At 70.6% G+C, this 18,546-nt stretch carries 21 protein-coding genes; 6 read left to right on the top strand and 15 right to left on the bottom strand.

What is annotated here, in order from left to right:
* Positions 1 to 58: 58 nt before the first annotated feature.
* Entirely contained in the window at positions 59 to 886 is an 828-nt protein-coding gene (locus ACQP2T_RS32305) for a cupin domain-containing protein (RefSeq protein WP_433508680.1), read from the top strand.
* On the opposite strand, the gene ACQP2T_RS32300 is transcribed toward ACQP2T_RS32305, so the two are convergent.
* The 3 genes from ACQP2T_RS32300 to ACQP2T_RS32290 form a co-directional block, all read right to left on the bottom strand.
* On the bottom strand, positions 871 to 1,380 hold the full coding sequence (locus tag ACQP2T_RS32300; protein ID WP_433508679.1) for a DoxX family protein: 510 nt from the start codon (positions 1,378 to 1,380) through the stop codon (positions 871 to 873). The two genes, ACQP2T_RS32305 and ACQP2T_RS32300, sit on opposite strands and share 16 nt — an antisense overlap.
* Before the next feature lie 104 nt (positions 1,381 to 1,484).
* Positions 1,485 to 2,621, bottom strand: a complete 1,137-nt coding sequence (locus ACQP2T_RS32295; protein ID WP_433508678.1) for a hypothetical protein — start codon at positions 2,619 to 2,621, stop codon at positions 1,485 to 1,487.
* 64 nt (positions 2,622 to 2,685) lie between these two features.
* The gene (locus ACQP2T_RS32290; RefSeq protein ID WP_433508677.1) at positions 2,686 to 3,354 is read right to left on the bottom strand and encodes an esterase/lipase family protein; all 669 of its coding nucleotides are present in this window, start codon (positions 3,352 to 3,354) and stop codon (positions 2,686 to 2,688) included.
* Positions 3,355 to 3,433: 79 nt separating this feature from the next.
* On the opposite strand from ACQP2T_RS32290, the gene ACQP2T_RS32285 reads away from it, so the two are divergent.
* Positions 3,434 to 4,054, top strand: a complete 621-nt coding sequence (locus ACQP2T_RS32285) for a TetR/AcrR family transcriptional regulator (protein ID WP_433508676.1) — start codon at positions 3,434 to 3,436, stop codon at positions 4,052 to 4,054.
* Between the two features lie 50 nt (positions 4,055 to 4,104).
* Positions 4,105 to 4,884, top strand: a complete 780-nt coding sequence (locus tag ACQP2T_RS32280; RefSeq protein WP_433508675.1) for an integrase — start codon at positions 4,105 to 4,107, stop codon at positions 4,882 to 4,884.
* Between the two features lie 15 nt (positions 4,885 to 4,899).
* Here the strand turns inward: ACQP2T_RS32280 and ACQP2T_RS32275 are convergent, their stop codons facing one another.
* The 6 genes from ACQP2T_RS32275 to ACQP2T_RS32250 all read right to left on the bottom strand — a co-directional run bounded on the left by ACQP2T_RS32275 (position 4,900) and on the right by ACQP2T_RS32250 (position 10,043).
* Entirely contained in the window at positions 4,900 to 6,438 is a 1,539-nt protein-coding gene (locus ACQP2T_RS32275; RefSeq protein WP_433508674.1) for an FAD-dependent monooxygenase, read from the bottom strand.
* Entirely contained in the window at positions 6,435 to 7,043 is a 609-nt protein-coding gene (locus ACQP2T_RS32270; RefSeq protein WP_433508673.1) for a TetR/AcrR family transcriptional regulator, read from the bottom strand. Before ACQP2T_RS32270 ends, ACQP2T_RS32275 begins: the two co-directional genes overlap by 4 nt.
* A gap of 10 nt (positions 7,044 to 7,053) precedes the next feature.
* Positions 7,054 to 7,614, bottom strand: a complete 561-nt coding sequence (locus ACQP2T_RS32265; protein WP_433508672.1) for a DinB family protein — start codon at positions 7,612 to 7,614, stop codon at positions 7,054 to 7,056.
* Positions 7,615 to 7,701: 87 nt separating this feature from the next.
* Entirely contained in the window at positions 7,702 to 8,829 is a 1,128-nt protein-coding gene (locus tag ACQP2T_RS32260) for a hypothetical protein (RefSeq protein WP_433508671.1), read from the bottom strand.
* 119 nt (positions 8,830 to 8,948) lie between these two features.
* The gene (locus ACQP2T_RS32255; protein WP_433508670.1) at positions 8,949 to 9,095 is read right to left on the bottom strand and encodes a hypothetical protein; all 147 of its coding nucleotides are present in this window, start codon (positions 9,093 to 9,095) and stop codon (positions 8,949 to 8,951) included.
* Positions 9,096 to 9,116: 21 nt separating this feature from the next.
* Positions 9,117 to 10,043 (bottom strand): RNA polymerase sigma-70 factor, encoded by a 927-nt coding sequence (locus ACQP2T_RS32250; RefSeq protein WP_433508669.1) that lies wholly within the window; start codon positions 10,041 to 10,043, stop codon positions 9,117 to 9,119.
* A 198-nt stretch (positions 10,044 to 10,241) separates the two neighbouring features.
* Here ACQP2T_RS32250 and ACQP2T_RS32245 point away from each other — a divergent pair, with 198 nt between their 5' ends.
* Complete coding sequence (locus ACQP2T_RS32245) at positions 10,242 to 10,727, top strand: carboxymuconolactone decarboxylase family protein (protein ID WP_433508668.1); 486 nt, start codon at positions 10,242 to 10,244, stop codon at positions 10,725 to 10,727.
* 23 nt (positions 10,728 to 10,750) lie between these two features.
* Positions 10,751 to 12,091: an FAD-binding oxidoreductase gene (locus tag ACQP2T_RS32240; protein ID WP_433508667.1), complete on the top strand. Its 1,341-nt coding sequence runs from the start codon at positions 10,751 to 10,753 to the stop codon at positions 12,089 to 12,091.
* 90 nt (positions 12,092 to 12,181) lie between these two features.
* Here the strand turns inward: ACQP2T_RS32240 and ACQP2T_RS32235 are convergent, their stop codons facing one another.
* On the bottom strand, positions 12,182 to 13,042 hold the full coding sequence (locus ACQP2T_RS32235) for a helix-turn-helix transcriptional regulator (protein ID WP_433508666.1): 861 nt from the start codon (positions 13,040 to 13,042) through the stop codon (positions 12,182 to 12,184).
* 128 nt (positions 13,043 to 13,170) lie between these two features.
* Here ACQP2T_RS32235 and ACQP2T_RS32230 point away from each other — a divergent pair, with 128 nt between their 5' ends.
* On the top strand, positions 13,171 to 14,166 hold the full coding sequence (locus tag ACQP2T_RS32230) for an aldo/keto reductase (protein WP_433508665.1): 996 nt from the start codon (positions 13,171 to 13,173) through the stop codon (positions 14,164 to 14,166).
* A gap of 24 nt (positions 14,167 to 14,190) precedes the next feature.
* On the opposite strand, the gene ACQP2T_RS32225 is transcribed toward ACQP2T_RS32230, so the two are convergent.
* From ACQP2T_RS32225 to ACQP2T_RS32205, 5 genes are all read right to left on the bottom strand, one after another.
* On the bottom strand, positions 14,191 to 14,406 hold the full coding sequence (locus ACQP2T_RS32225) for a helix-turn-helix domain-containing protein (protein ID WP_433508664.1): 216 nt from the start codon (positions 14,404 to 14,406) through the stop codon (positions 14,191 to 14,193).
* Entirely contained in the window at positions 14,406 to 15,011 is a 606-nt protein-coding gene (locus ACQP2T_RS32220) for a DUF2975 domain-containing protein (protein WP_433508663.1), read from the bottom strand. Before ACQP2T_RS32220 ends, ACQP2T_RS32225 begins: the two co-directional genes overlap by 1 nt.
* Positions 15,012 to 15,044: 33 nt before the next feature.
* On the bottom strand, positions 15,045 to 16,427 hold the full coding sequence (locus ACQP2T_RS32215) for a serine hydrolase domain-containing protein (RefSeq protein ID WP_433508662.1): 1,383 nt from the start codon (positions 16,425 to 16,427) through the stop codon (positions 15,045 to 15,047).
* A 73-nt stretch (positions 16,428 to 16,500) separates the two neighbouring features.
* A complete protein-coding gene (locus ACQP2T_RS32210) occupies positions 16,501 to 17,559 on the bottom strand; it encodes a winged helix DNA-binding domain-containing protein (protein ID WP_433508661.1) in 1,059 nt (352 codons plus the stop codon).
* Between the two features lie 160 nt (positions 17,560 to 17,719).
* Positions 17,720 to 18,517 carry an alpha/beta fold hydrolase gene (locus ACQP2T_RS32205; protein ID WP_433508660.1) on the bottom strand — a complete coding sequence of 266 codons (798 nt, stop codon included), beginning with the start codon at positions 18,515 to 18,517 and terminating at the stop codon, positions 17,720 to 17,722.
* Positions 18,518 to 18,546: the final 29 nt, after the last annotated feature.

Raw genomic sequence — 18,546 nt, 5'->3', positions numbered from 1 at the left:
CTCTGCCTAGACTTGAAGCGGAATCGGATTCCGAATCCGCCTCTGGAAAGGATACCTCATGTCCAAAGATCGCTTCATCCTCCTGGGCCCCGGAGAGTCACGCCTGCCGTTACCGCCGTGGACGATGCTCAAGGCCGGAGCCGCTGACACCGAGGGCCGGTTCACCCTCATGGAGGACCGGGGGCACAACGACATCCCCTCGCATGTCCACGGCGCCTTCGACGAGTTCGTCTACGTGCTCGACGGGGAGCTGGGCATCGACTTCGACGGCCGGACCCACCGCCTCACCGCGGGCATGTGCGCCCTGCTGCCACGCGGCGTCACCCATGCCCTGCGCACCCTGTCCGAGGCCCCGGTCCACGCGCTGCGACTGTCGACGCCGGGCGGCCTGGAAGGCGACGTCCAGGACGTGGCCGAGGAGAACGGCGACAAGGACCGCTTCTACGTCCTGGGGCGCGGCCAAGCCCGGCCGGGGCGCATCAAGGTCCCGCCCGCCTTCGCCGCCAAGGCCCGCGCCACCGACACCGGCGGCACGCTGTCACTGCTGGAAATGGTCGTGGCTCAGGACATTCCCCGCCATGTCCACCACAAGGCCGACGAGGGGATCTACGTACTCGACGGAGAGCTCGTCGTCGAGTTCGACGACGGGACGGACAAGGCGGGCAAGGGGCGGTTCGTCCTGCTGCCCCACGGGGTCCCGCACGCGCTGCGCCCCGGGTCCACTCCTCCGCCGCGGGTCATCCAGATCTCCTCGCCGGGCGGCTGGGAGTGCTTCGTCGAGGACCTGATCGAGGCCAGGCCGTACGTCAGCGCGGGCGGCAGGCTCGACCCGGCCAAGCTCAACTCCATCGCCGCCAAGTACGACATCACCTACGAAGTGCCATAACCCATGCGAAGCGGCAGCGGCCACACCCGGGGCGCCGAGCGGATGGCCCAGAGCGCGACGGCGATGTAGAGGACCTGCTCGGGAATCCGCAGCCACAACGGGGACGCCTCGCCGCCGTTGAACGGCACGTCGGCCAGCGCGGCGTAGATGTTGGCCGGCAGCAGGAGCACGAAGAGCGCGATCAGCCCGATCCCGGCCGACCAGCGCGTCCTGGTGATGATCAGCCCCACGGCGCCCATGAGCTCCAGCACGCCGGTCAGGTAGACCACCGCGTCGGCGAAGGGCACGAAGGGGGGCACCATGCGTACGAGATCCCCGTGGGTGGGCATCACCGTGACGCTTTCCGGGACGAAGTGCGCGCTGGCCGTCATGAAGAGCATGACGGCCAGCGCGTGCGCCGCGCTGACCGGCCACGAGGCGAACCGGCCGACCCCGAAGGCGCCCAGCGCGCGGAAACCCAGCAGGGCCACCACCAGAACGATGCTCGTCTCCATCACGTCTCCCTATTGGGTAGTTGCGCTATCTAGTTATTGGATAGCACAACTATCCTATGAAGGGCGCGGTTGTCAAGCGGCCGTTCGGTTCGGCGCGCTTTGCCTTAGTTCGGCCAGTCGCCGATGAGCGTCCTCACCTCGTCGGCCACCTCCTGCGCCGACCGGTCGTCGGTGTCGATACGCAGGTCACCCGCTCCGGCGCGGTCGAGCGCCGAAGCCTCGCGTGCCGCCCGTTCGGCGACGCGCCGCAGGGCTTCGGGGTCCAGCCCCTTCAGCTCATCTCCCGGTATCGCCGGCCCGCCTCCCCGGCCGCGCCGCGTGACGCGCTCTGCCAGCGTCGCGGGCCCGGCGTGCAGACGGCACACCGTCAGCGCCGCTCCGGGAAGCAGCCCGGCGTAGGCGCGGACGGTGTCGTCCCGGTCGTCGTGCCCGGAGACGATCAGGCACCTGGCCTCGGCCGCGCGGTATCCGGCCCAGAGGGCCGCGAGATTGCGCGCCTTGAGGCGATGGCCGTCCGGGTCGTCGTCCGCGGCGGGACGAAACACGCCGATCTGCTTCAGATCCACATAAGCGGCTCGTACGCCGGTCCGGACGATCTGCGAGAAGACCTCATAGCCGACGGTCGACTTCCCCACCGCGGTGGCGCCGGAGAACCACAGCACCGGAGCCGGGTCAACGGCGAGCGGCGCGGCCGGTCGGGAAACATGGCCGACGGGTGGGCCGGGACGCGGCCAGCCACCGGCTCGCTCGCGGACCATCCGGGCCGCCTCGGGCACGGTCAGCCCGCCGGTATCCAGGCACAGGTCGGCGAAGTCGCTTCCCTCCAGCGACTCCGCCTCGGCGACGGCCTCCGCCACCAGGTCGGGACGCCATCCCCGCCCGAGAAACCGCTCCTTGAGCTCCCCGGTGCCCACGCGCAGCCGGCACACGGTGAAGGCGGCGTCCGGGAGACGCTTCACGTACTCGCCGATCTCCTCGGCGGTGTCGACGAATCCCGACAGGACCAGGCACTGCGCTCCCCGCTCCCGGAAGTGGGGCCACATCGCGGCCAGGCTCCGCGCCCGGATCCGATGGGTGCCGACCTCGGGCAGGGGGTAGCACAGGCTGATCTGGTCGGCGTCGACGAACGCCGCCCGGACGCCGCCCCGGCTCAGCTGGGCGAACACCTCCCAGCCGAGCGAGGACTTCCCGACACCTGACGGCCCGCACAGCCACAGCAAAGGCAGAGGATCACTTCGCACCCGCGCGACAGTAGTAGGCCGGACGCGCGATCGGCGATCGCATTTCGCCCTCTGCGACGAGCACTCAGGACGGGCATTGCCCGTCAAGGGCGCTGAGGACGGCGTTGATGAACACCGGTGAGGCCGGTTCGTCGGCATGCGCCACGCCGGCGAATTCGGCCCGGCACCAGACGCCGGCGATGACGTCGTTGCGCGTCTCGTCGAGCGAGCTCGTCAGCAACGTGTACCTGACCGGATCCGGCGTGGGGTCGCCGCTGTTGAGCTGGGTGATGAAGCTGCTGGTGGGGCACATCTGCCCGCCCTGCCCGGCCGGCAGCAGACAGGCGGGCCAGTAGCCGAGCTGCCCGGTGCCCATCGAGATGTAGCTGAGCGTCTTGGCGGCACCGCCGAGGGATTTGAGGTAGTAGCGCGCCGACAGCCCTCCCATGCTGTGCCCGACGAGGCTGACCTTGCTGCCGCCGTGTTCGCCGCGTGCCTGCTCCACCAGGCCGGCGATGGCCTGGGCGTTGGCGAGGTTCTCCTCACCGGGCAGGTCGATCGCGTACGTCGGGTAGCCGGCCTGCTCCAGCGCCGTCCGCATCTGGGCGAACTCGGTCGGCGAGCCGTTCCAGCCGTGAACCAGGATGACCGGCTCCCGCTGCGCGCCCTGGGCCGGCGAACCGGGGCAGAGCCCGCCCAGCAGGGCGACCGCGATGATCAGTAAGGGCCGGAAGCGGTGGGGTCTGGGCGGCATCGTCGCACCTCGCTACTCGTACCGAAGGGGGATTCACTTACCTAGTGCTCGGTAAGTGAGTTGGGTTAGGTTTAACACCGTGACCCCGAGCAGGCAAGGACCCGGCAGGCAGGAACGCGCTCGCCTGCGGCGGGAGGAGATCATCACGGCGGCCGGCGAGATGTTCGCCCGCGGCGGTTTCCGCGGCACCTCGCTCGCCGACGTGGCGGCCCGGGCCGGCATCACCGAGCCCGGTCTGCTGCACCATTTCGGCAGCAAGGCGGGCCTGCTGCTGGCGGTGATCGAGCGGCGTGACCTGGACAGTGAGGCGTTCGCCCTGGAACTGCTCGGCATGGAGCCCTCCGGGCGGCTTCGGGCGTTGCCGGAGTTCGCGCGCCGCAACAAACAGCGGGCCGGGCTGGCCAAACTGTTCACGGTATTGGTGGCGGAGAGCCTCGAGCCGGGCTCGCCCGGCCACCAACATTTCGTCGAACGCTACCGCGCGATGCGCGCCATCGTGGCCGACAACATCCGCTCCGCCCAGGCCGACGGCGTCGCCCGCCCGGACATCGACCCGGTGGCCAAGGCCACCGAGATCCTGGCGACCCTCGACGGCCTGCAGACCCAGTGGCTGCTCGACCCCGACGCCGTCGACATCGTCGCCAGCGTCGAGTCCTACGCCCGCACCCTGGAACACGACCTCGCACCTCGAGTGATCTAATGCCTGCGGGCGAAAGCCGAGCGGTGAGAGGGCGGTGCCAGGACATGCGGGTGACGATGACGAGCGTCGCGAAACAGGCCGGCCGCGCGAACGAGGACTTCACCGGCGCCGTACCGACGGCAGCGGTGCTGGTCGACGGCGCCGGCATCCCCGGCGGCGAAGCGACCTGCCGGCACGGCGTGGCCTGGTACGCCCGCCGCCTGGGAGGCAGCCTCCTGTCCCTCGTGGGGGATCGCGACCTTCCGGCGTTGCTCGCCGCGGCCATCGAGCAGGTGACGGGCGATCACCGCGATACCTGCGACGTCACCAACCCCATCAGCCCGTCGGCGGCCGTGGCCGTCCTGCGCCTGTCCGGCGGCCTCCTTGAGTACCTGGTGCTCGGTGACGCGTTCCTCGTGCTCGACAGGGCTGACGACGCGCCGCTCGTGGTCTCCGACCCTCGGGAGGTGATCATCAGCCGGTCGTACGAGCCCGCGCTCGCGGCCGCCGCCAAGGACAGTGAGGACTACCACCGCGTCCTTCGGGACCTGCGCGCCAACCGGAACCAGCCGGGCGGCTTCTGGGTGGCCAAGGACGACCCGCGCGCGGCGGACGAGGCGATCACCGGAAGCCGCCCGATCTCCGAGCTGAACGGCGCCGTCCTGCTCAGCAATGGAGCCGGCCGCATCGTGGACCCCTTCCAGCTCGCCGACTGGCCGGAGGTCATGGCCGTACTGGCGTCGAGCGGGCCCGCCGACATCATCCATCGTGTCCGGCAGGCGGAGGCGCGCCACGCGGTGGCGGCGGACGACGCGACGATCACCTACTGCACCGGCCTCGGCCAGGCCTGACGGTCGCGAGCCGTTTCACCGGCCAGACAGCAGGGTTTTCAATGCCTCCAGGTAGTTCAGCACGGCGACGGTGTCGTGGGCTTCGACGGTCAGGGCCAGATGGCCGTCGGGACGTACGAGCACCATGGCCTCGCCGGTGACGCCGTAGGCGTCGGCCGCGTGGCCGTCGGCGTCGGTGAGCGTGCCTGCTTCGGCGATCAGGCAGGTACGTAGCGGGCCGGGCCAGGCATCGCCTACGACGTCGAGCGAGCTCCGGCTGCTCTGGCCGAATCCCACAAGGGTGAAGTGCGGGCCGCGGAAGATGTCGAAGAGCCGCACGCTCGCCCCTGCGGCGTCGCGGCAGGGGGCGTCGGGAGCGCGATCGCCGGCGCGTACACCTTGGCGGTGGCCCTCGCGCGACAGAGGGCTCCAGCGGTAGCCCAGGCGCAGCTGGCGGGTGTCGTCGGTGTTCACCACGCCGAGGTCGGCGTCGGTGCCCTTGCCGAACTCGCCGGTCATGGCCCGCAAGCGCTCGGTACTCGTGCCCAGAGCCCACGCCGCGATCGGCAGGCGTTCGCCCTCGTAGGTGTCCAGCAGCCCGTCGCCGGCGTGGCCGGACAGGACCAGCCCGAGCTTCCAGCCCAGGTTGTAGGCGTCTTGGATGCCGGTGTTCATGCCGAGCCCGCCCGCGGGCGGATGGACGTGCGCCGCGTCACCGGCCAGGAACACCCGCCCGCCGCGGAGCCGATCGGCCATCCGTACATTGACCCGGTAGGTGGAGGTCCAGGTGGGCGCGCCGAGCGTGATCTGCGGCATGCCGGTGATCTCCAGCACCGCACGCTGGAAGACCTCTTGCGAGGGTGCCGGCGGACGTGCCTGCCAGGCCGGCGTCATGACGGCGACCTGCCAGGCCGTCACCCCCGCGAACGGGCACAGCTGCAGGAGGCCGCGCTCGGGGTCGGCCCACAGATGCAGCCGGTCCGGGCGCAGGCCCGTCACTTCGACATCGCCGATGAGCAGCGTCTGGCCGGGGTGCGTGGCGCCCTCGAAGGCCACGCCGAGCTGCTTGCGTACCGTGCTGTGGCCGCCGTCACACCCCACCAGGTAGTCCGCCACGATGACCTGGCCGCCCGCATCGCGCTGGACGGTGGCCGTGACCTGCTCGCCGTCCTGCTCGAACCGGGCCAGCCGGGTGGCGTACTCGACCGTGACGCCCAGGCGGCCCAGCAGGGAGCGCAGGATGGCCTCGGTGCGCCACTGCGGCAGCAGCAGTTGCGGGTGCGGCTCGGCCGGGCTGGTCTGCCAGTACGACGCCGGACGCTGGTCGGTGAAGGTGCCCTCGCGCCCGTAGTGCCGCATGACCAGCGGCGTGGCGGCCCGCACGGCCTCCTGGGCGAGACCGAGATCGTCGAGGACCTCCACGGTGCGGGGGGTGACGCCTTTGGCGCGCGAGCCGGGAAACGGCCCGGGCGCCTGGTCGATGACGCGTACGGCGACGCCGCGACGGGCCAGGTCGCAGGCCAGCGTCAGGCCGGTCGGCCCGGCCCCGGCGATCAGCACCTGTAAGTCGCTCACCGGTCCGCTTCCGCCGGCCTCGTGATGCCCTCCAGCAGCAGGTCCACCGCCTGGTCGCGCAGCCGCGCCCGTGCCTGCTCGCCGGTGCCGCCGGCCAGGGCGGTCAGCCGCCCCGGCAGGGTGGGAAGCACCGTCAGCAGGCAGATCGCGGTGACGTAGAACAGCTCGAAGTCGCCATCGGCCCGGAAGGCCCCCTCCCGCTGCCCGCGCTCGAACACCTCGCGCAGCGGCGCGGGCAGGTCCGCCGGCTCGATCGGCGGCCTGATCTCCCCCTCGCCCAGCCCTTCGTGCAGCAGCAGCGGCACCAGCAGGGGACGTTCGCAGACCAGGTCGAAGTACGCCCGCAACGCGACGCGCGTGGCCTCGACCGGATCCTGGCCGGTCAACCGGTCCAGAACCGGCCGCCACGCCGCTCCCATGTCGCTGCTCTGCGCGTCCAGGACCGCCCGGTACAGCCCTTCCTTGCTGCCGAAGTGGTCGTAGATCATCCGCTCGTTGACGCCGGCGCGCTCGACGATCTCGCGAACCCGGGTGCCTTTCAGCCCGTGGCGGGCGAACACCTCGGCTCCCGCGTCGAGCAGCGCCTGTTTGCTCTTCGCAATCACAAGTAAATGTTTACTGGGATGACCTTCCCGGCGCAAGGGGGTCCCATCCGCACACCACCAGATACCCGTCGACGGTGGTGATGCGATCGGAGGCGGGGTCGTCGGGCAGGGCGTGGCCGAGGTCGCGGTCGCGCACCTCCCCGATCCAGCGGTCGTGCTGGTACTCGTGGTTGATGATCGCCATGAGCAGGGTCTGCGCGATGATCTTGAGCTGGGCTGGGGCGCCGACGTCTCCGGCTCCGATGGCGTTCATGCGGGCGTGGACCCGTTCGCCGACGGTGGCCCGGAAGTCGGCCAGTCGCCGGGGGTCCGGCAGGGGCAACCGATTGGCTTCGGGGATGGCGGAGTCCATGAGGTCGTCCAGGTCAGGTGCGGGGCTCGGTTCGGCCGCGGTGAGGTTGCGGACCATGAAGTGGGCCACGTGGGCCTGATGGCCGAGGTGCCAGCCGATGGGGCTGAAGTTCCGCTCGGGCCGCCAGTGCAGTTCCTCGGCGGTCAGGTCGCGCCAGAGCTCGTCGGTGTAGGCGCGGGCGCGGTCGTACTCCGCCAGCAGTTCCGCGATCTCGAACATGTGCTCTCTCCAGGGTCGACGGGTGTGGATGGTGCGCTCGGAGCGGATCTGGCGCTCCTCGCCGACCGGCTGGCCGGCCGGTCCTGATCAGAGGCAGCGCTCACGGTCCCGGGCCGGTACGGGGCGTTCTGCGATCGGCTCGGGCACGAAGTCGCGTGCGTAGGCCTGCCTCTTGATGTGTCTTCCTTCCGTGCTCCAGATCTCGGCCGCCCGGTAATCGGCCCACCTGACGGCCCCGGTCTTCAGATTGACGACGTAGAACTCCTCCCAGTCGCACGGTCCAGGTGGGAAGCCGTGGTCGGGCCAGGTCCGGTTCCGCTCGGCGCGCAGCAGCACGCTGTCGCGACCCAGAGGGCGGACGGCGTCGACGGTCCCCAGGTCGTACGGCAGCGCGAGATCGGCGAACGTGACCCGGTGGGCGGAGCGCCGGAGATCCACTCTCTTCAGCCGGTAACGCAGGTTTTCCACTTCACCCAGCCGGTCCACGCTCACTGCCTCATCGCCCAGCACCACGGGGTGCGTGCCGTCCTCGGCGTCACCTTCACGGTGGGCCACGGTGAAGGGAGACTTCCAGCTCTCGCGGACCCGCAGTTCCTTGTCCCTCGCCATGATGACGCGACCGCCGTCGGCGCGGGCGTCCAGAAGGTCACGATCGAAGTCTGTGCCGACACGAAGACGCCGGTTCGACGACAGATCGATCAGCTCGCTGCCGCGCTCGGCGTTCCACACGAACAGCAGCTCGCCCTCCCCATGGAAGGCGAGCTCGACGTTCCATGAGTCGTCATCGGGCTGATACACCCTGGTAGGGACCCGTTCGGTCGTCCCGTTGGCGAGGTCTCTGACAACCAGGACACGGTCGGAACGCCTGATATAGGCGAGGTGGCGACCGTCGTCGCTGATGGCGAGAGGTGAGACCGCCTGCTCGCCGTCCTTGGGCACGAAGCCGAGCGCGTCCTCGATCCGCCACTCCTCGCCAGAACCGCTCCCCACCCGCCAGGGATGGTGCGCGGCCGCGGGTTCCCGGATGACTTCCGGGTCGTACAACACCGCGTAATCGAGGCGCGGCGCTTTTTGGGCCGGTAACTCGGGCAGCCCCGCCGCCGGCTGTACCGTCGGCCGCGGATCCGGATCTTCCTCAGGCCCGGTCTGGACGGCGAGCGCGACACAGATGCCGCCGAGACAGATCAGTGCCAGCCAGAGTACGAGACGCTTCATGCCGAATCCTTGCACGAAGCCCGGACGGCAGCTTCTTGATCCATCATGTTCCGGCCTGCGGCAGGAGGCCGATGGCGGCGTCGGTCGCGCTCAAGCGCGTTTGGAGCCCGCAGAAGCGATCACCTTCTCGCGCCCGTCAGAATCGCGCTCGTGATGACGCCGAAGAGATGATCGGCGCGGGGCGCGAGCGAGGGTTGATCGTTGAGCCACGTGAGCGCCCCGGCCGGCGCGAACAGGTCGGTGCCGTCGATGCCGGTCCGTGCCACGCCCCCGGGCGCTGGGCCGGCTCAGCGGCTCACCGTGGTCTCCCACTCCATGTGCGACAGCTTCTCGGGATTGCGTACGGCGTAGAGCCCGGCGATGAGGCCGTCGTCGATGCGTACCGTCACGACCGTGTCGATCGCGCCGTCGAGCCGGACGATCAGTGCCGGATGGCCGTTGACCTGTGCCAGCCGCAGCGACGCCTCGGGGTTGAGCCTGCCCAGCACGTGGGCGACCTGGTCGGCCCCGACGACGGGCACCAGCGCGGCCTGTTTGACTCCGCCGCCATCGGACAGCAGGACGACATCCGGCGCGAGGATGTCGAGCAGGCGTTGCAGATCGCCCGTTTCGATCGCTCTATGGAAGGCCGTGAGCGCGGCCCGGGTCTCGGCCGGGGAGACGACGTCGCGTGGCCGGCGCGCGGCGACGTGTGCCCGTGCCCGGTGGGCGATCTGGCGGACCGCGACCGGGCTCTTGCCGACGGCGTCAGCGATCTCGTCATAGTCGAGATCGAACACCTCGCGCAGGACGAACACCGCCCGCTCGGTCGGCGTGAGCGTCTCCAGCACCAGCAGCATCGCCGTCGAGACGCTGTCGGCCAGTTCGACGTCCTCGGCGACGTCGGGCGCGGTCAGCAGCGGCTCGGGCAGCCAGGGGCCGACGTAGGACTCCTTGCGGCGGCCGAGCGTACGCAGCCGTTTCAGCGCCTGCCGGGTGGTGATCCGGACGAGGTAGGCACGCTGTTCGCGTACCGTGCCGAGGTCGACGCCCGCCCACAGCAACCACGTCTCCTGCAGGACGTCCTCGGCGTCGGCGGCCGAGCCGAGCATCTCGTAGGCGACCGTGAAGAGCAGGTTGCGGTGGGTGAGGAACGCCTCGGTGGCGGGGTCCACGTGGCTGTCACGAGCGAGGGGCCCTGTCGTGTCCGTCGACTTCTTGTTGTGCTCGCTCATCGCTGGTTCCTGCCTGTTCGTTCTCGACCGTGGCGTGCATGAGATCCCGTTACCCCCCGCTTTGTGACACCGGCGATCGGTGATGCACGTCACATCACTCCGCTGTCACAAGGATCGGGTCGCCGGGATCTTCTTGTTCGCCAGGACGCCGCGCCAACGATTGACGCGGCACCTACCACCACGAATGAGGACCACATCATGGAACAGCGTATGGACCTGATGGCCAACGAGCTCGGCGCCAAGATCGCCAAGCGCATTTACAACGTCGCCCTGGCGATCCAGCAGTCGCCGCTCCCCCGAGCCACCCAGGACCTGGTGATGCTGCGCGCCAGCCAGATCAACGGCTGCGGTTTCTGCGTCGACTACCACACCAAGGACGCCACGGCCGCCGGGGAGAGCGCGGTCCGGCTCCACCTGGTCGCCGCCTGGCGCGAGTCCACCGTGTTCACCGAGGCCGAGCAGGCCGCACTGGCGCTCACCGAGGAGGGTACCCGGCTCGCCGACGCCCACCAGGGCGTGTCCGACGACACCTGGGCCCAGGTGCGCAAGCACTACGACGACGACCAGGTCGTCGCGCTGGTCTCCCTGATCGCCATGATCAACGCCAACAACCGGCTCAACGTGATCGTGCGCAACCCGGGGGGCTCCTACCAGCCCGGCATGTTCGACGGCATGGCGAACTGACCGGAAGATTTGGAAGGCACATCATGAGTTCAGCGCTTGACACCCTTCGCCGTGACTTCGGCGGCGACATCATCGAACCGGGCGCGGCCGAGTACCCATCGGCCAGCCGCTCGATATTGGCCTCCGGCAGCCCGGCCTACGTTCTGCGGCCCAAGAGCGTCCAGGACGTCCAAGCGGGTGTCAGATTCGCCGCCGGAGCGGGGCTTTCACTGTCCGTACGAGGCGGCGGCCACAGCTTCGCCGGCTTCGGCACCCTCGACGACGGCGTCGTGATCGACCTCGGCGAGCTCGCGGACGTCGAGGTCATCGACAAGGAACGGCATCTCGTACGGATCGGCGGCGGCGCCACCTGGGGTCAGGTCGTGACCGCCCTGACCTCGCACGGCCTGGCGATCTCCTCTGGCGACACCAAGGGCGTCGGTGTCGGTGGGCTGACGTTGAGCGGTGGCATCGGCTGGAAGGTCAGGAAGTACGGCCTCGCGCTGGACAACCTGGTCACCGCCGAGGTCGTCACGGCCGGCGGACAGGTCGTACAGGCCGGCGAGGAGGAGAACCCGGAGCTGTTCTGGGCGATTCGCGGTGGCGGCGGCAATTTCGGGATCGTGACCGCCTTCGAGTTCGCGGCCCACCCGACGACGGACATCTTCTACGGCAAGATCAGCTTCCCGGCGTCGGAGGCGGCCACCGTGCTCCAGGGCTGGGCCGACCACCTGCGCAGCGCCCCCGAAGAGCTCACCTCCGTCGCGGAGTTCGCCAATCCCTTCGCGGGCGGGCCCGAAGCGCCGGTCGAGATCCGCCTCGCCTTCGACGGCGATGACCCGGAGCTCGCGGCGCGGGCCATCGACCCGATCCGGCGGCTCGGTACGGTCATCGGAGACGATGTCGCGCTGAGACCGTACGCGGACGCGCTCGTGGACGGCGCCACCCCGCCGCCGGGCATCCAGCTGGTGACCCGAAGCGCGTTCGCCGACCAGGCATCGGTGCCCGAGCTCCTTCGGATGCTTGTCGAGGTCGGGGCAGCGCAGGGGTCGCCGTTCATCGCCGTTCGCAGCGTCGGCGGTGCGGTGTCCCGGGTCCCCGACGATGCCACCGCCTACGCGCATCGCCAGGCGGAGCTGATGGTCGTGACCACCATCCTGGGGCCGCAGTCGGTCGTCGAGGCCGCGCGTCCTGCTCTGGACGCGGTCTGGGCGAGACTCGCGCCTCATGTCAGCGGCGCCTACGCCAACTTCCTCACCGCTGCCGGCGAGGAGGATGTCGCCGCGATCTATCCGACGCGGACCTACGAGCGGCTCGCGGCGGTCAAGCGTCAGTACGACCCCGGCAATCTGTTCGCCCGCAACCACAACGTCCGGCCGCGGTAGCCCCGCGCCAGACGCACGGTGAGCGGGTGGCGGGGGTGTGAAGTCGAGAACCGCATCGCCATGGCGCGGCCGCCTCACCGTGCGGCCGCCTCACCGTGCGGGCGTGCCCGTTGCCCTCGTGGGGAACTCTTCGATGCCGAGCACGCGCAGCAGCTCCAGCCGTTCGCGGGTCTCGGCGTCCGCCGGGGTGAGCACCACCAGCTCCTGCCCCTGGTCGGGAGTGACCAGGGTCTCGCAGTCCATCACCAGGCGGCCCACCCGCGGGTGCAGCATGGTCTTGCGGTCGGCGCGCCGGACCGCCACCTGGTGTTCGGCCCAGAGCCGCCGGAAGTCGGCGCTCGCGGCCCGCAAACGGTCGAGGAGCCCGGCGACCGTGGGGTCGCCGGAGCGGCGGCCGGCGGTCGCGCGCAGGTCGGCCACGAGCTGGCGGGAGTGACGCTCCTGCTCCTCGGGCGGGCAGACGGCGCGCGCGGCGGGCTCGGTGAACCAGCGGTATGCGACATAGCGCCGGTCGCCGGAGAAGCCGGTGTGGTCGCCCATCAGTAGGACATCCGCCCGGTTCTGGGCGAGGACCTCGCCCAGGTCCGACAGCACCAGCGCCGGGGTGTCGCCGAGCAGGTCGAGCATGCGCATCAGCCCGGCGCGGGCCAGGCGGGCCACTCCGTCGGCGGGCGGGGGCCGGTGGCCGGCCAGGTGGAACAGGTGGTCGCGCTCGTCGTCGGACAGACGCAACGCGCGGGCCAGCGCGCCGAGCAGCTGGGTCGAGGGCTGACTGCTGCGGCCCTGCTCAAGGCGTACGACATAGTCCACCGACATGCCGGCGAGCATCGCCACCTCTTCCCGGCGCAGGCCGACGGCGCGGCGGCGAGGGCCGTCGGCGAGACCCACCTCGGCCGGGCGGATCGCCTCGCGGCGGCGGCGCAGGAAGTCGGCGAGCTGGTCACGTTGCATGACCCCATGCTCTCGCGCGGCGGCCGGGCCGAGCCAGGGAGCGGCTCTCCCACGATGAACGCTCCGCTCCCGCCCGCGTTGGTCCGTCGCCAAGGTTGGGGACGACGTCGACAAAGAGGGAGTACGTCATGCAGATGCGAACTCTGGGCCGCACCGGACCGGCCGTTTCCGCACTGGGCCTGGGCGGGCTGGGCATGTCGGGCGCCTACGGCACATCCGACCGAGCGGAGAGCATCGCCACCGTGCACGCCGCGCTGGACAGCGGCGTCACACTGATCGACACCGGCGACTTCTACGCCATGGGCCACAACGAGTCGCTGCTGGCCGAGGTGCTGCGCGGCCGGGATCGCGACAGCTACGCGCTGAGCGTCAAGTTCGGCATGCTGCGGGGGCCGGGCTCCGAGTTCGGCGGGCATGACTGCCGTCCCGAGGCGGTGAAGAACTTCCTGGCCTACTCGCTGACCCGGCTGGGCACCGACCACATCGACATCTACCGTCCCGCCCGGCTGGACCCGGCGGTGCCGATCGAGGAGACGGTAGGCGCGATCAAGGAGATGATCGACGCCGGATACGTACGGCACATCGGGCTCTCCGAGGTCGACGCGGCGACGATCCGCCGGGCGCACGTCGTGCACCCGATCGCCGACCTGCAGATCGAGTATTCGCTGATCTCCCGCGCGGTGGAGGCGGACGTGCTGCCCACACTGCGGGAGCTCGGCATCGGCCTGACCGCGTACGGCACCCTCGCCCGCGGTCTCATCTCCGGGCACTGGACGGCCGGCCACACCGGCGGCCCCGGCGACAGCCGCGGCTTCAGCCCGCGCTTCTCCAGCGGGAACGTGGAACACAACCTCAGCCTTGTGGAGGCCCTGCGCCGGGTCGCCGAGGCGAAGGGCCACACCGTCGCCCAGCTGGCCATCGCCTGGGTGGCCGCGCAGGGCGAGGACATCGTGCCGCTGGTCGGCGCCCGTACGCGCGAGCGGCTGGCCGAGGCGCTGCCCGCGATGGAGGTGAACCTCACCGCGGACGACCTCGCCGAGATCGAGAAGGCGGTGCCGCCGGGCGCGGCGCGCGGCGACCGATACCCGTCGGCGTTCATGTCCCATCTCGGCGTGGGCAACTGAGTCCGGCTCCGCGGCGGGGCCGGGCTACGACCGCTCGTAGGTGATCAGGTCACCCGGCTGGCAGTCGAGCGCGTCGCACAGGCGCATGAGCGTGGAGAAGCGGATCGCCCTGGCGTGGCCGTTCTTCAGGATCGACAGGTTGACGACGGTGATCTGGACCCGGTGGGACAACTCGGTGAGCGTCATGCCGCGCTCTTTGAGCACGTCGTCCAGTCGCACGCGGATGGACGGCTCGGCCATCAGATGGTGGCCTCGACCTCTTCGAGGAGACCGACGCCGCGCCGGACGATCTCCGACACCCCCAGCGCCACCATTCCCGTCACGACCGCGGCCAGCACCTCACCCACCTCCAGGTGGAACGGGTAGCTCTTGGCCAGCAGCAGCGAGGAAAGGATCGGCTCGGCCACCATGCCGAGCGCACCCGTGGCCAGCGAGCCGATGATCAGGATCCAGCCGAGGTGGCGCAGGTGGGCGGCGGTGACGGCGGAGAACAGCGCCCTGTCCCCCGATCTGGCCCGGCGTATCGCGCGCACGACGGTGAACAGGGCGAGCAGGGTGGTGGCGACGCCCGGCGCCCACGAGAGCAGGTAGAGCAGGCCGACCAGTGGCGCGGGGCCCTGGGGGCCGACCGTCACGTCGGCGCTCGCGCTGGAGATCGTGGCGTCGGGTGCCGCCATGCCCGCGACCGGCACGTCGTAGACGTGCAGCGGGACGCCCACGCCGTTGGGGGCGCCGAAGAAGGCCAGCATCAAGGTGAAGCCCAGCAGCGCCAGGGCGCCCAGGCAGCTGATGATCAGCGAGAAGGTCAGCAGGATCTCGAGTCGGTTGAGCCACTTCGCAGACATAACGATAATCGTAAATAACGAAAGTCGTTATGTCTACTTGGTCGCGCCCCTCCAGAGGCGCGCGGCCACCAGTGCCGTCCCCGCCGCCGCGGCCGTCACCAGCCAGATCATGAACGTCGGGTAGAGGTAGACCACCTGGATCCAGGCAATGTCGCTGCCTCGGGCGAGCACCCGGAAGACCGGGGCGATGGCCGTACACAGGACGAGCGGGAACAAGTACGGCAGCAGCCGCCATCGCTGCCGGCCCGTCCGGCGCGCGGCCCAGCGCCGGGAGCGAGCGACGCCGCGCACCGCCAGCGCGACGGTCACCAGCGTCAGCAGCGTGAACACCAGGTCGGTGGCCAGGAAGGGAGAGGAGGGCGCCGCCGGCCGCCGGCCCTCGATCAGGGCGACCAGGCCGTCCATGAGCGCGGCGCTGTCGGCGAAGGCCATGCCGGTGTTGGCCATGACCGCCACGCCGTAACCGGACTCGGGCATCAGCAGTTGCTGGGCGGTGGAGGTGAACAGGTCGCCGCCGTGGCGTATGACGGGAGTGCCGCCCGCGGTCCGGTCGAGCTCCCAGCCGAGGGCGTAGTCCGGGTTCTGGGCCGAGGGCGTGCGCATCTCCTTGACGCTCGCGGGAGACAGGATGCCGTTGTTCTGGGCGATCAGCCAGCGGGCCATGTCGTTGGCGCTGCTGAGCACGCCGCCGGAGCCGTTGCCGAACCCGGGCGGCTCCGGCACGGCGATCGCCTGACCGAGGAGGTAGAGGTGGCCCCGGGCGCTGCCCGGCAGGTCGCGATCGGTGTCGATCGTGCTGCTGTCGCGCATGCCGAGCGGCGTGAACACGTGCGTCTTGAGATAGCCCGCGAACGGCTCGCCGCTCACCACCTCGACCAGCCGGGCTGCGACCTGGTAGTTGGTGTTGTGGTAGCTGTAGGCGGTGCCCGGCTTCGAGGCGAGCCGCGCGTCTTTGAGCCGGCGCACCGAGCCCTGGAGGGTGTCGGGCTGGGGCAGGCTCTTCTCGTGGAAGGTCGAGTCGGCCATGCCCGAGGTCTGGTTGAGCAGCTGGCGCACTGTGATGTCGGCCGCCCGGGGATCGGCCATCCGGAACTCGGGCAGGTAACCGCGAACCGGCTTGTCGAGCTCGACCCGGCCCTTCTCCACCAGTTGCAGGACGGCCAGCGAGGTGAAGGACTTGCTGAGCGACGCGAGCGCCATGGGGGTGTCGGCGGTCACGGGCTCGCCTGCCGCCGTGCGGCCGTAGCCCGCGGCGTGGACGACCCGCGTCCCCTTGGTGACCACCACCGCCACACCCGGCAATCCGGTCGTTTCACGATATTGGGCGATGAACCCGTCGATCGAGGCGGGGGTTGGCGGGGCGGGAAGTACGGGAAATACGGCCAGGTAGAGCGCCGCGAGAGTGTTCAGAAGCACCCGTCAACGCTAGGGACCGCGCCCGCCGCGGCACATCGCGGAAACCCTCAGCAACTATTGCGGAAAACCGCCATCAGATCCCCCTGACCTCACCGGCCTGGCCCGGTTCGGCGAAGGCGAGCAGCCCGGCCGCCTCCTCCCGGATCTCCTGGGCCTGGCCCGGCGAGACCGGCGCGAACATCTCGACGCTCACCACCCGCTTGTCCCGCTTCCACACCCCTCGCACGAACCCGTCGACGAGGACCGTGCCGAGCACCTGCCCGTTGACGGTGATGACGCGCTTGCGGTGCTCGTCGGAGATGATCCGCGTGCGGTCGGCATGACTGAGCAGCACGTTGTCGAACGGCGCCAGCAGTCGCACCGGCGCCTCCACCTCCGGGCCCGGCCGGGGCGCGTCCGGCAGGTCGAACAGCCCCTTGTCCAGCTCGACCAGCCGTGGACGCAGTCGTTCGACCACCTCGCGCAGCCCGGTCAGCCCCGACCACGCTTGTACGTCGGCCACGGTCGCGGGCCCGAACGCGGCCAGGTAGCGCACGACAAGGTCCTCCAGCGACGGCGAGGGGTGCAGCTCGCGGCCCAGCCACGACTCGGCCGTCGCGTACGCGGTCTGCCCGGCCTTCCCCCACACCGCCCTGGGCGGTACCTGGACCAGCGGCGCCAGGAGGCGCATGAGCTGCGCCAGGTCGGCGGCGTTCGTGCCGGGGAAGCGCCCGGCCAGCAGGGTTCCGAGCTTGGCCGCGGTGAGGGGTGCGCCGGTCAGCGCCTCGCGGCCCGCCTCGACGACCGCCGCCAGGTCCAGATCCGCCAGCTGCCGGCCGTACGCGCTGTGCAGGTATTTGGCGAGCAGCGGCTGCGTCAGCGGCCGTAACGTCAGGCAGTCGGCGGCGCTGACCAGGTGGACGGTGCCGCGCATGAGCACGATCCGCACCGCCTCACGCCCGGTCAGCAGCCCCGCCAGCTCCTCCGGCCGGAACCCGGCAAGGCGTGACCAGAGCCCGAAGTACGGCGGGAACGGCGCCTGCGCCTGCAGGCCGACCAGGTGCTCCACCGCCTGTATCGCCGGCATCGCGTGCCGCTGGAGCAGCAGTTGCCTGGCCAGCGTGGCCCGGTTGAGCTCCCTGGCAGTGATCATCGGGCCGTCCCGTCCGGCAGGTCCTTGAGCATCAGGCGATCATATGGTGGGCCAGTACGGGATCGATGGTCAGCCCTGCCACGATGAGTCCTGTCGAGGTCGACGCGCCGACCTGCCTGCTACCGACGCGCCGATGCGCCTGCTGCTCGACGGGCGGCCGTCAGGTGGCATCGCTGAGGAATTCCCGCAGCACCGGGGCGAGCACCTGCGGATCCACGTCGTGCGTCTGATCCTCCAGCGTGCGGTGCCGCCCCTCCGGAAGGGCGTCGGCCAGGCGCCGCGCCATGTCGCGCATCCACACCGGACTGGCCCCGCCGTCGGCCACCAGGACGGGCACGCCCACCTTGGCCGCCGGCTCCACGGGCAACGCGCCGCCCGTGGAGCCGTTGCCCATGACGGCCGCGTCGTAGGCGAGGGTAGGCGCCAGCGCCTCCAGCGCGGGCCACATCGGCGCGCCCCGCATCTGGCCGATCAGCTCCGCCGGCAGCCCCACCGTGGTCATGAACAGCGCGACCGCGTCCCCACGCCGCCCCGCGTTCAGCAACTCGGTCAGCTCGGCCTCGTAGGCGCGGGCCCGCGCCAGCCGGTCCGCGTCGTCGGGACTGTAGGGCGGCTCGAACAGCGCCAGCCTGGTGATCGCCACCCCCTGGGCGGCCGCCCGCAGCGCCAGCGCCGCCCCCGAGGAGATGCCGTACACCGCCGCGGCCCCACCGGCCTCGGCGATGACCGCCGCCAGATCCTCCACCTCGCGGTCGACCTGGTACGGCGCCGTGTCGCCACTGTCTCCCCGCCCGCGCCGGTCGTAGGTGAAGATGGTGAAGTACGGCGCCAGAAGCGCGGCCAGCGGCGCGCCCGTCGAGCGGTCGCAGAGCGCGCCGGTCACATGGACGAGCGCCGGGCCGCTGCCCGACCGGTCGTACGCGATGTGGGTGCCGTCGGCTGAGAGCACGGTGTGCATGAGGTTCCTTCTTTCCCTTGCCGGTCTTT

It is taken from the genome of Nonomuraea sp. CA-143628, from assembly GCF_050942315.1.
In the GTDB taxonomy this organism is placed as follows: domain Bacteria; phylum Actinomycetota; class Actinomycetes; order Streptosporangiales; family Streptosporangiaceae; genus Nonomuraea.
This window is presented reverse-complemented; position numbering and strand designations above follow the sequence as displayed.

What these genes read in the sequence shown, in the direction of transcription:
- ACQP2T_RS32305 (WP_433508680.1), top strand. Translation starts at nt 59, where the DNA reads ATGTCCAAAGATCGCTTCATCCTCCTGGGCCCCGGAGAGTCACGCCTG.
- ACQP2T_RS32300 (WP_433508679.1), bottom strand. Translation starts at nt 1,380, where the DNA reads ATGGAGACGAGCATCGTTCTGGTGGTGGCCCTGCTGGGTTTCCGCGCG.
- ACQP2T_RS32290 (WP_433508677.1), bottom strand. Translation starts at nt 3,354, where the DNA reads ATGCCGCCCAGACCCCACCGCTTCCGGCCCTTACTGATCATCGCGGTC.
- ACQP2T_RS32265 (WP_433508672.1), bottom strand. Translation starts at nt 7,614, where the DNA reads ATGTTCGAGATCGCGGAACTGCTGGCGGAGTACGACCGCGCCCGCGCC.
- ACQP2T_RS32260 (WP_433508671.1), bottom strand. Translation starts at nt 8,829, where the DNA reads ATGAAGCGTCTCGTACTCTGGCTGGCACTGATCTGTCTCGGCGGCATC.
- ACQP2T_RS32250 (WP_433508669.1), bottom strand. Translation starts at nt 10,043, where the DNA reads ATGAGCGAGCACAACAAGAAGTCGACGGACACGACAGGGCCCCTCGCT.
- ACQP2T_RS32245 (WP_433508668.1), top strand. Translation starts at nt 10,242, where the DNA reads ATGGAACAGCGTATGGACCTGATGGCCAACGAGCTCGGCGCCAAGATC.
- ACQP2T_RS32240 (WP_433508667.1), top strand. Translation starts at nt 10,751, where the DNA reads ATGAGTTCAGCGCTTGACACCCTTCGCCGTGACTTCGGCGGCGACATC.
- ACQP2T_RS32235 (WP_433508666.1), bottom strand. Translation starts at nt 13,042, where the DNA reads ATGCAACGTGACCAGCTCGCCGACTTCCTGCGCCGCCGCCGCGAGGCG.
- ACQP2T_RS32230 (WP_433508665.1), top strand. Translation starts at nt 13,171, where the DNA reads ATGCAGATGCGAACTCTGGGCCGCACCGGACCGGCCGTTTCCGCACTG.
- ACQP2T_RS32225 (WP_433508664.1), bottom strand. Translation starts at nt 14,406, where the DNA reads ATGGCCGAGCCGTCCATCCGCGTGCGACTGGACGACGTGCTCAAAGAG.
- ACQP2T_RS32220 (WP_433508663.1), bottom strand. Translation starts at nt 15,011, where the DNA reads ATGTCTGCGAAGTGGCTCAACCGACTCGAGATCCTGCTGACCTTCTCG.
- ACQP2T_RS32210 (WP_433508661.1), bottom strand. Translation starts at nt 17,559, where the DNA reads ATGATCACTGCCAGGGAGCTCAACCGGGCCACGCTGGCCAGGCAACTG.
- ACQP2T_RS32205 (WP_433508660.1), bottom strand. Translation starts at nt 18,517, where the DNA reads ATGCACACCGTGCTCTCAGCCGACGGCACCCACATCGCGTACGACCGG.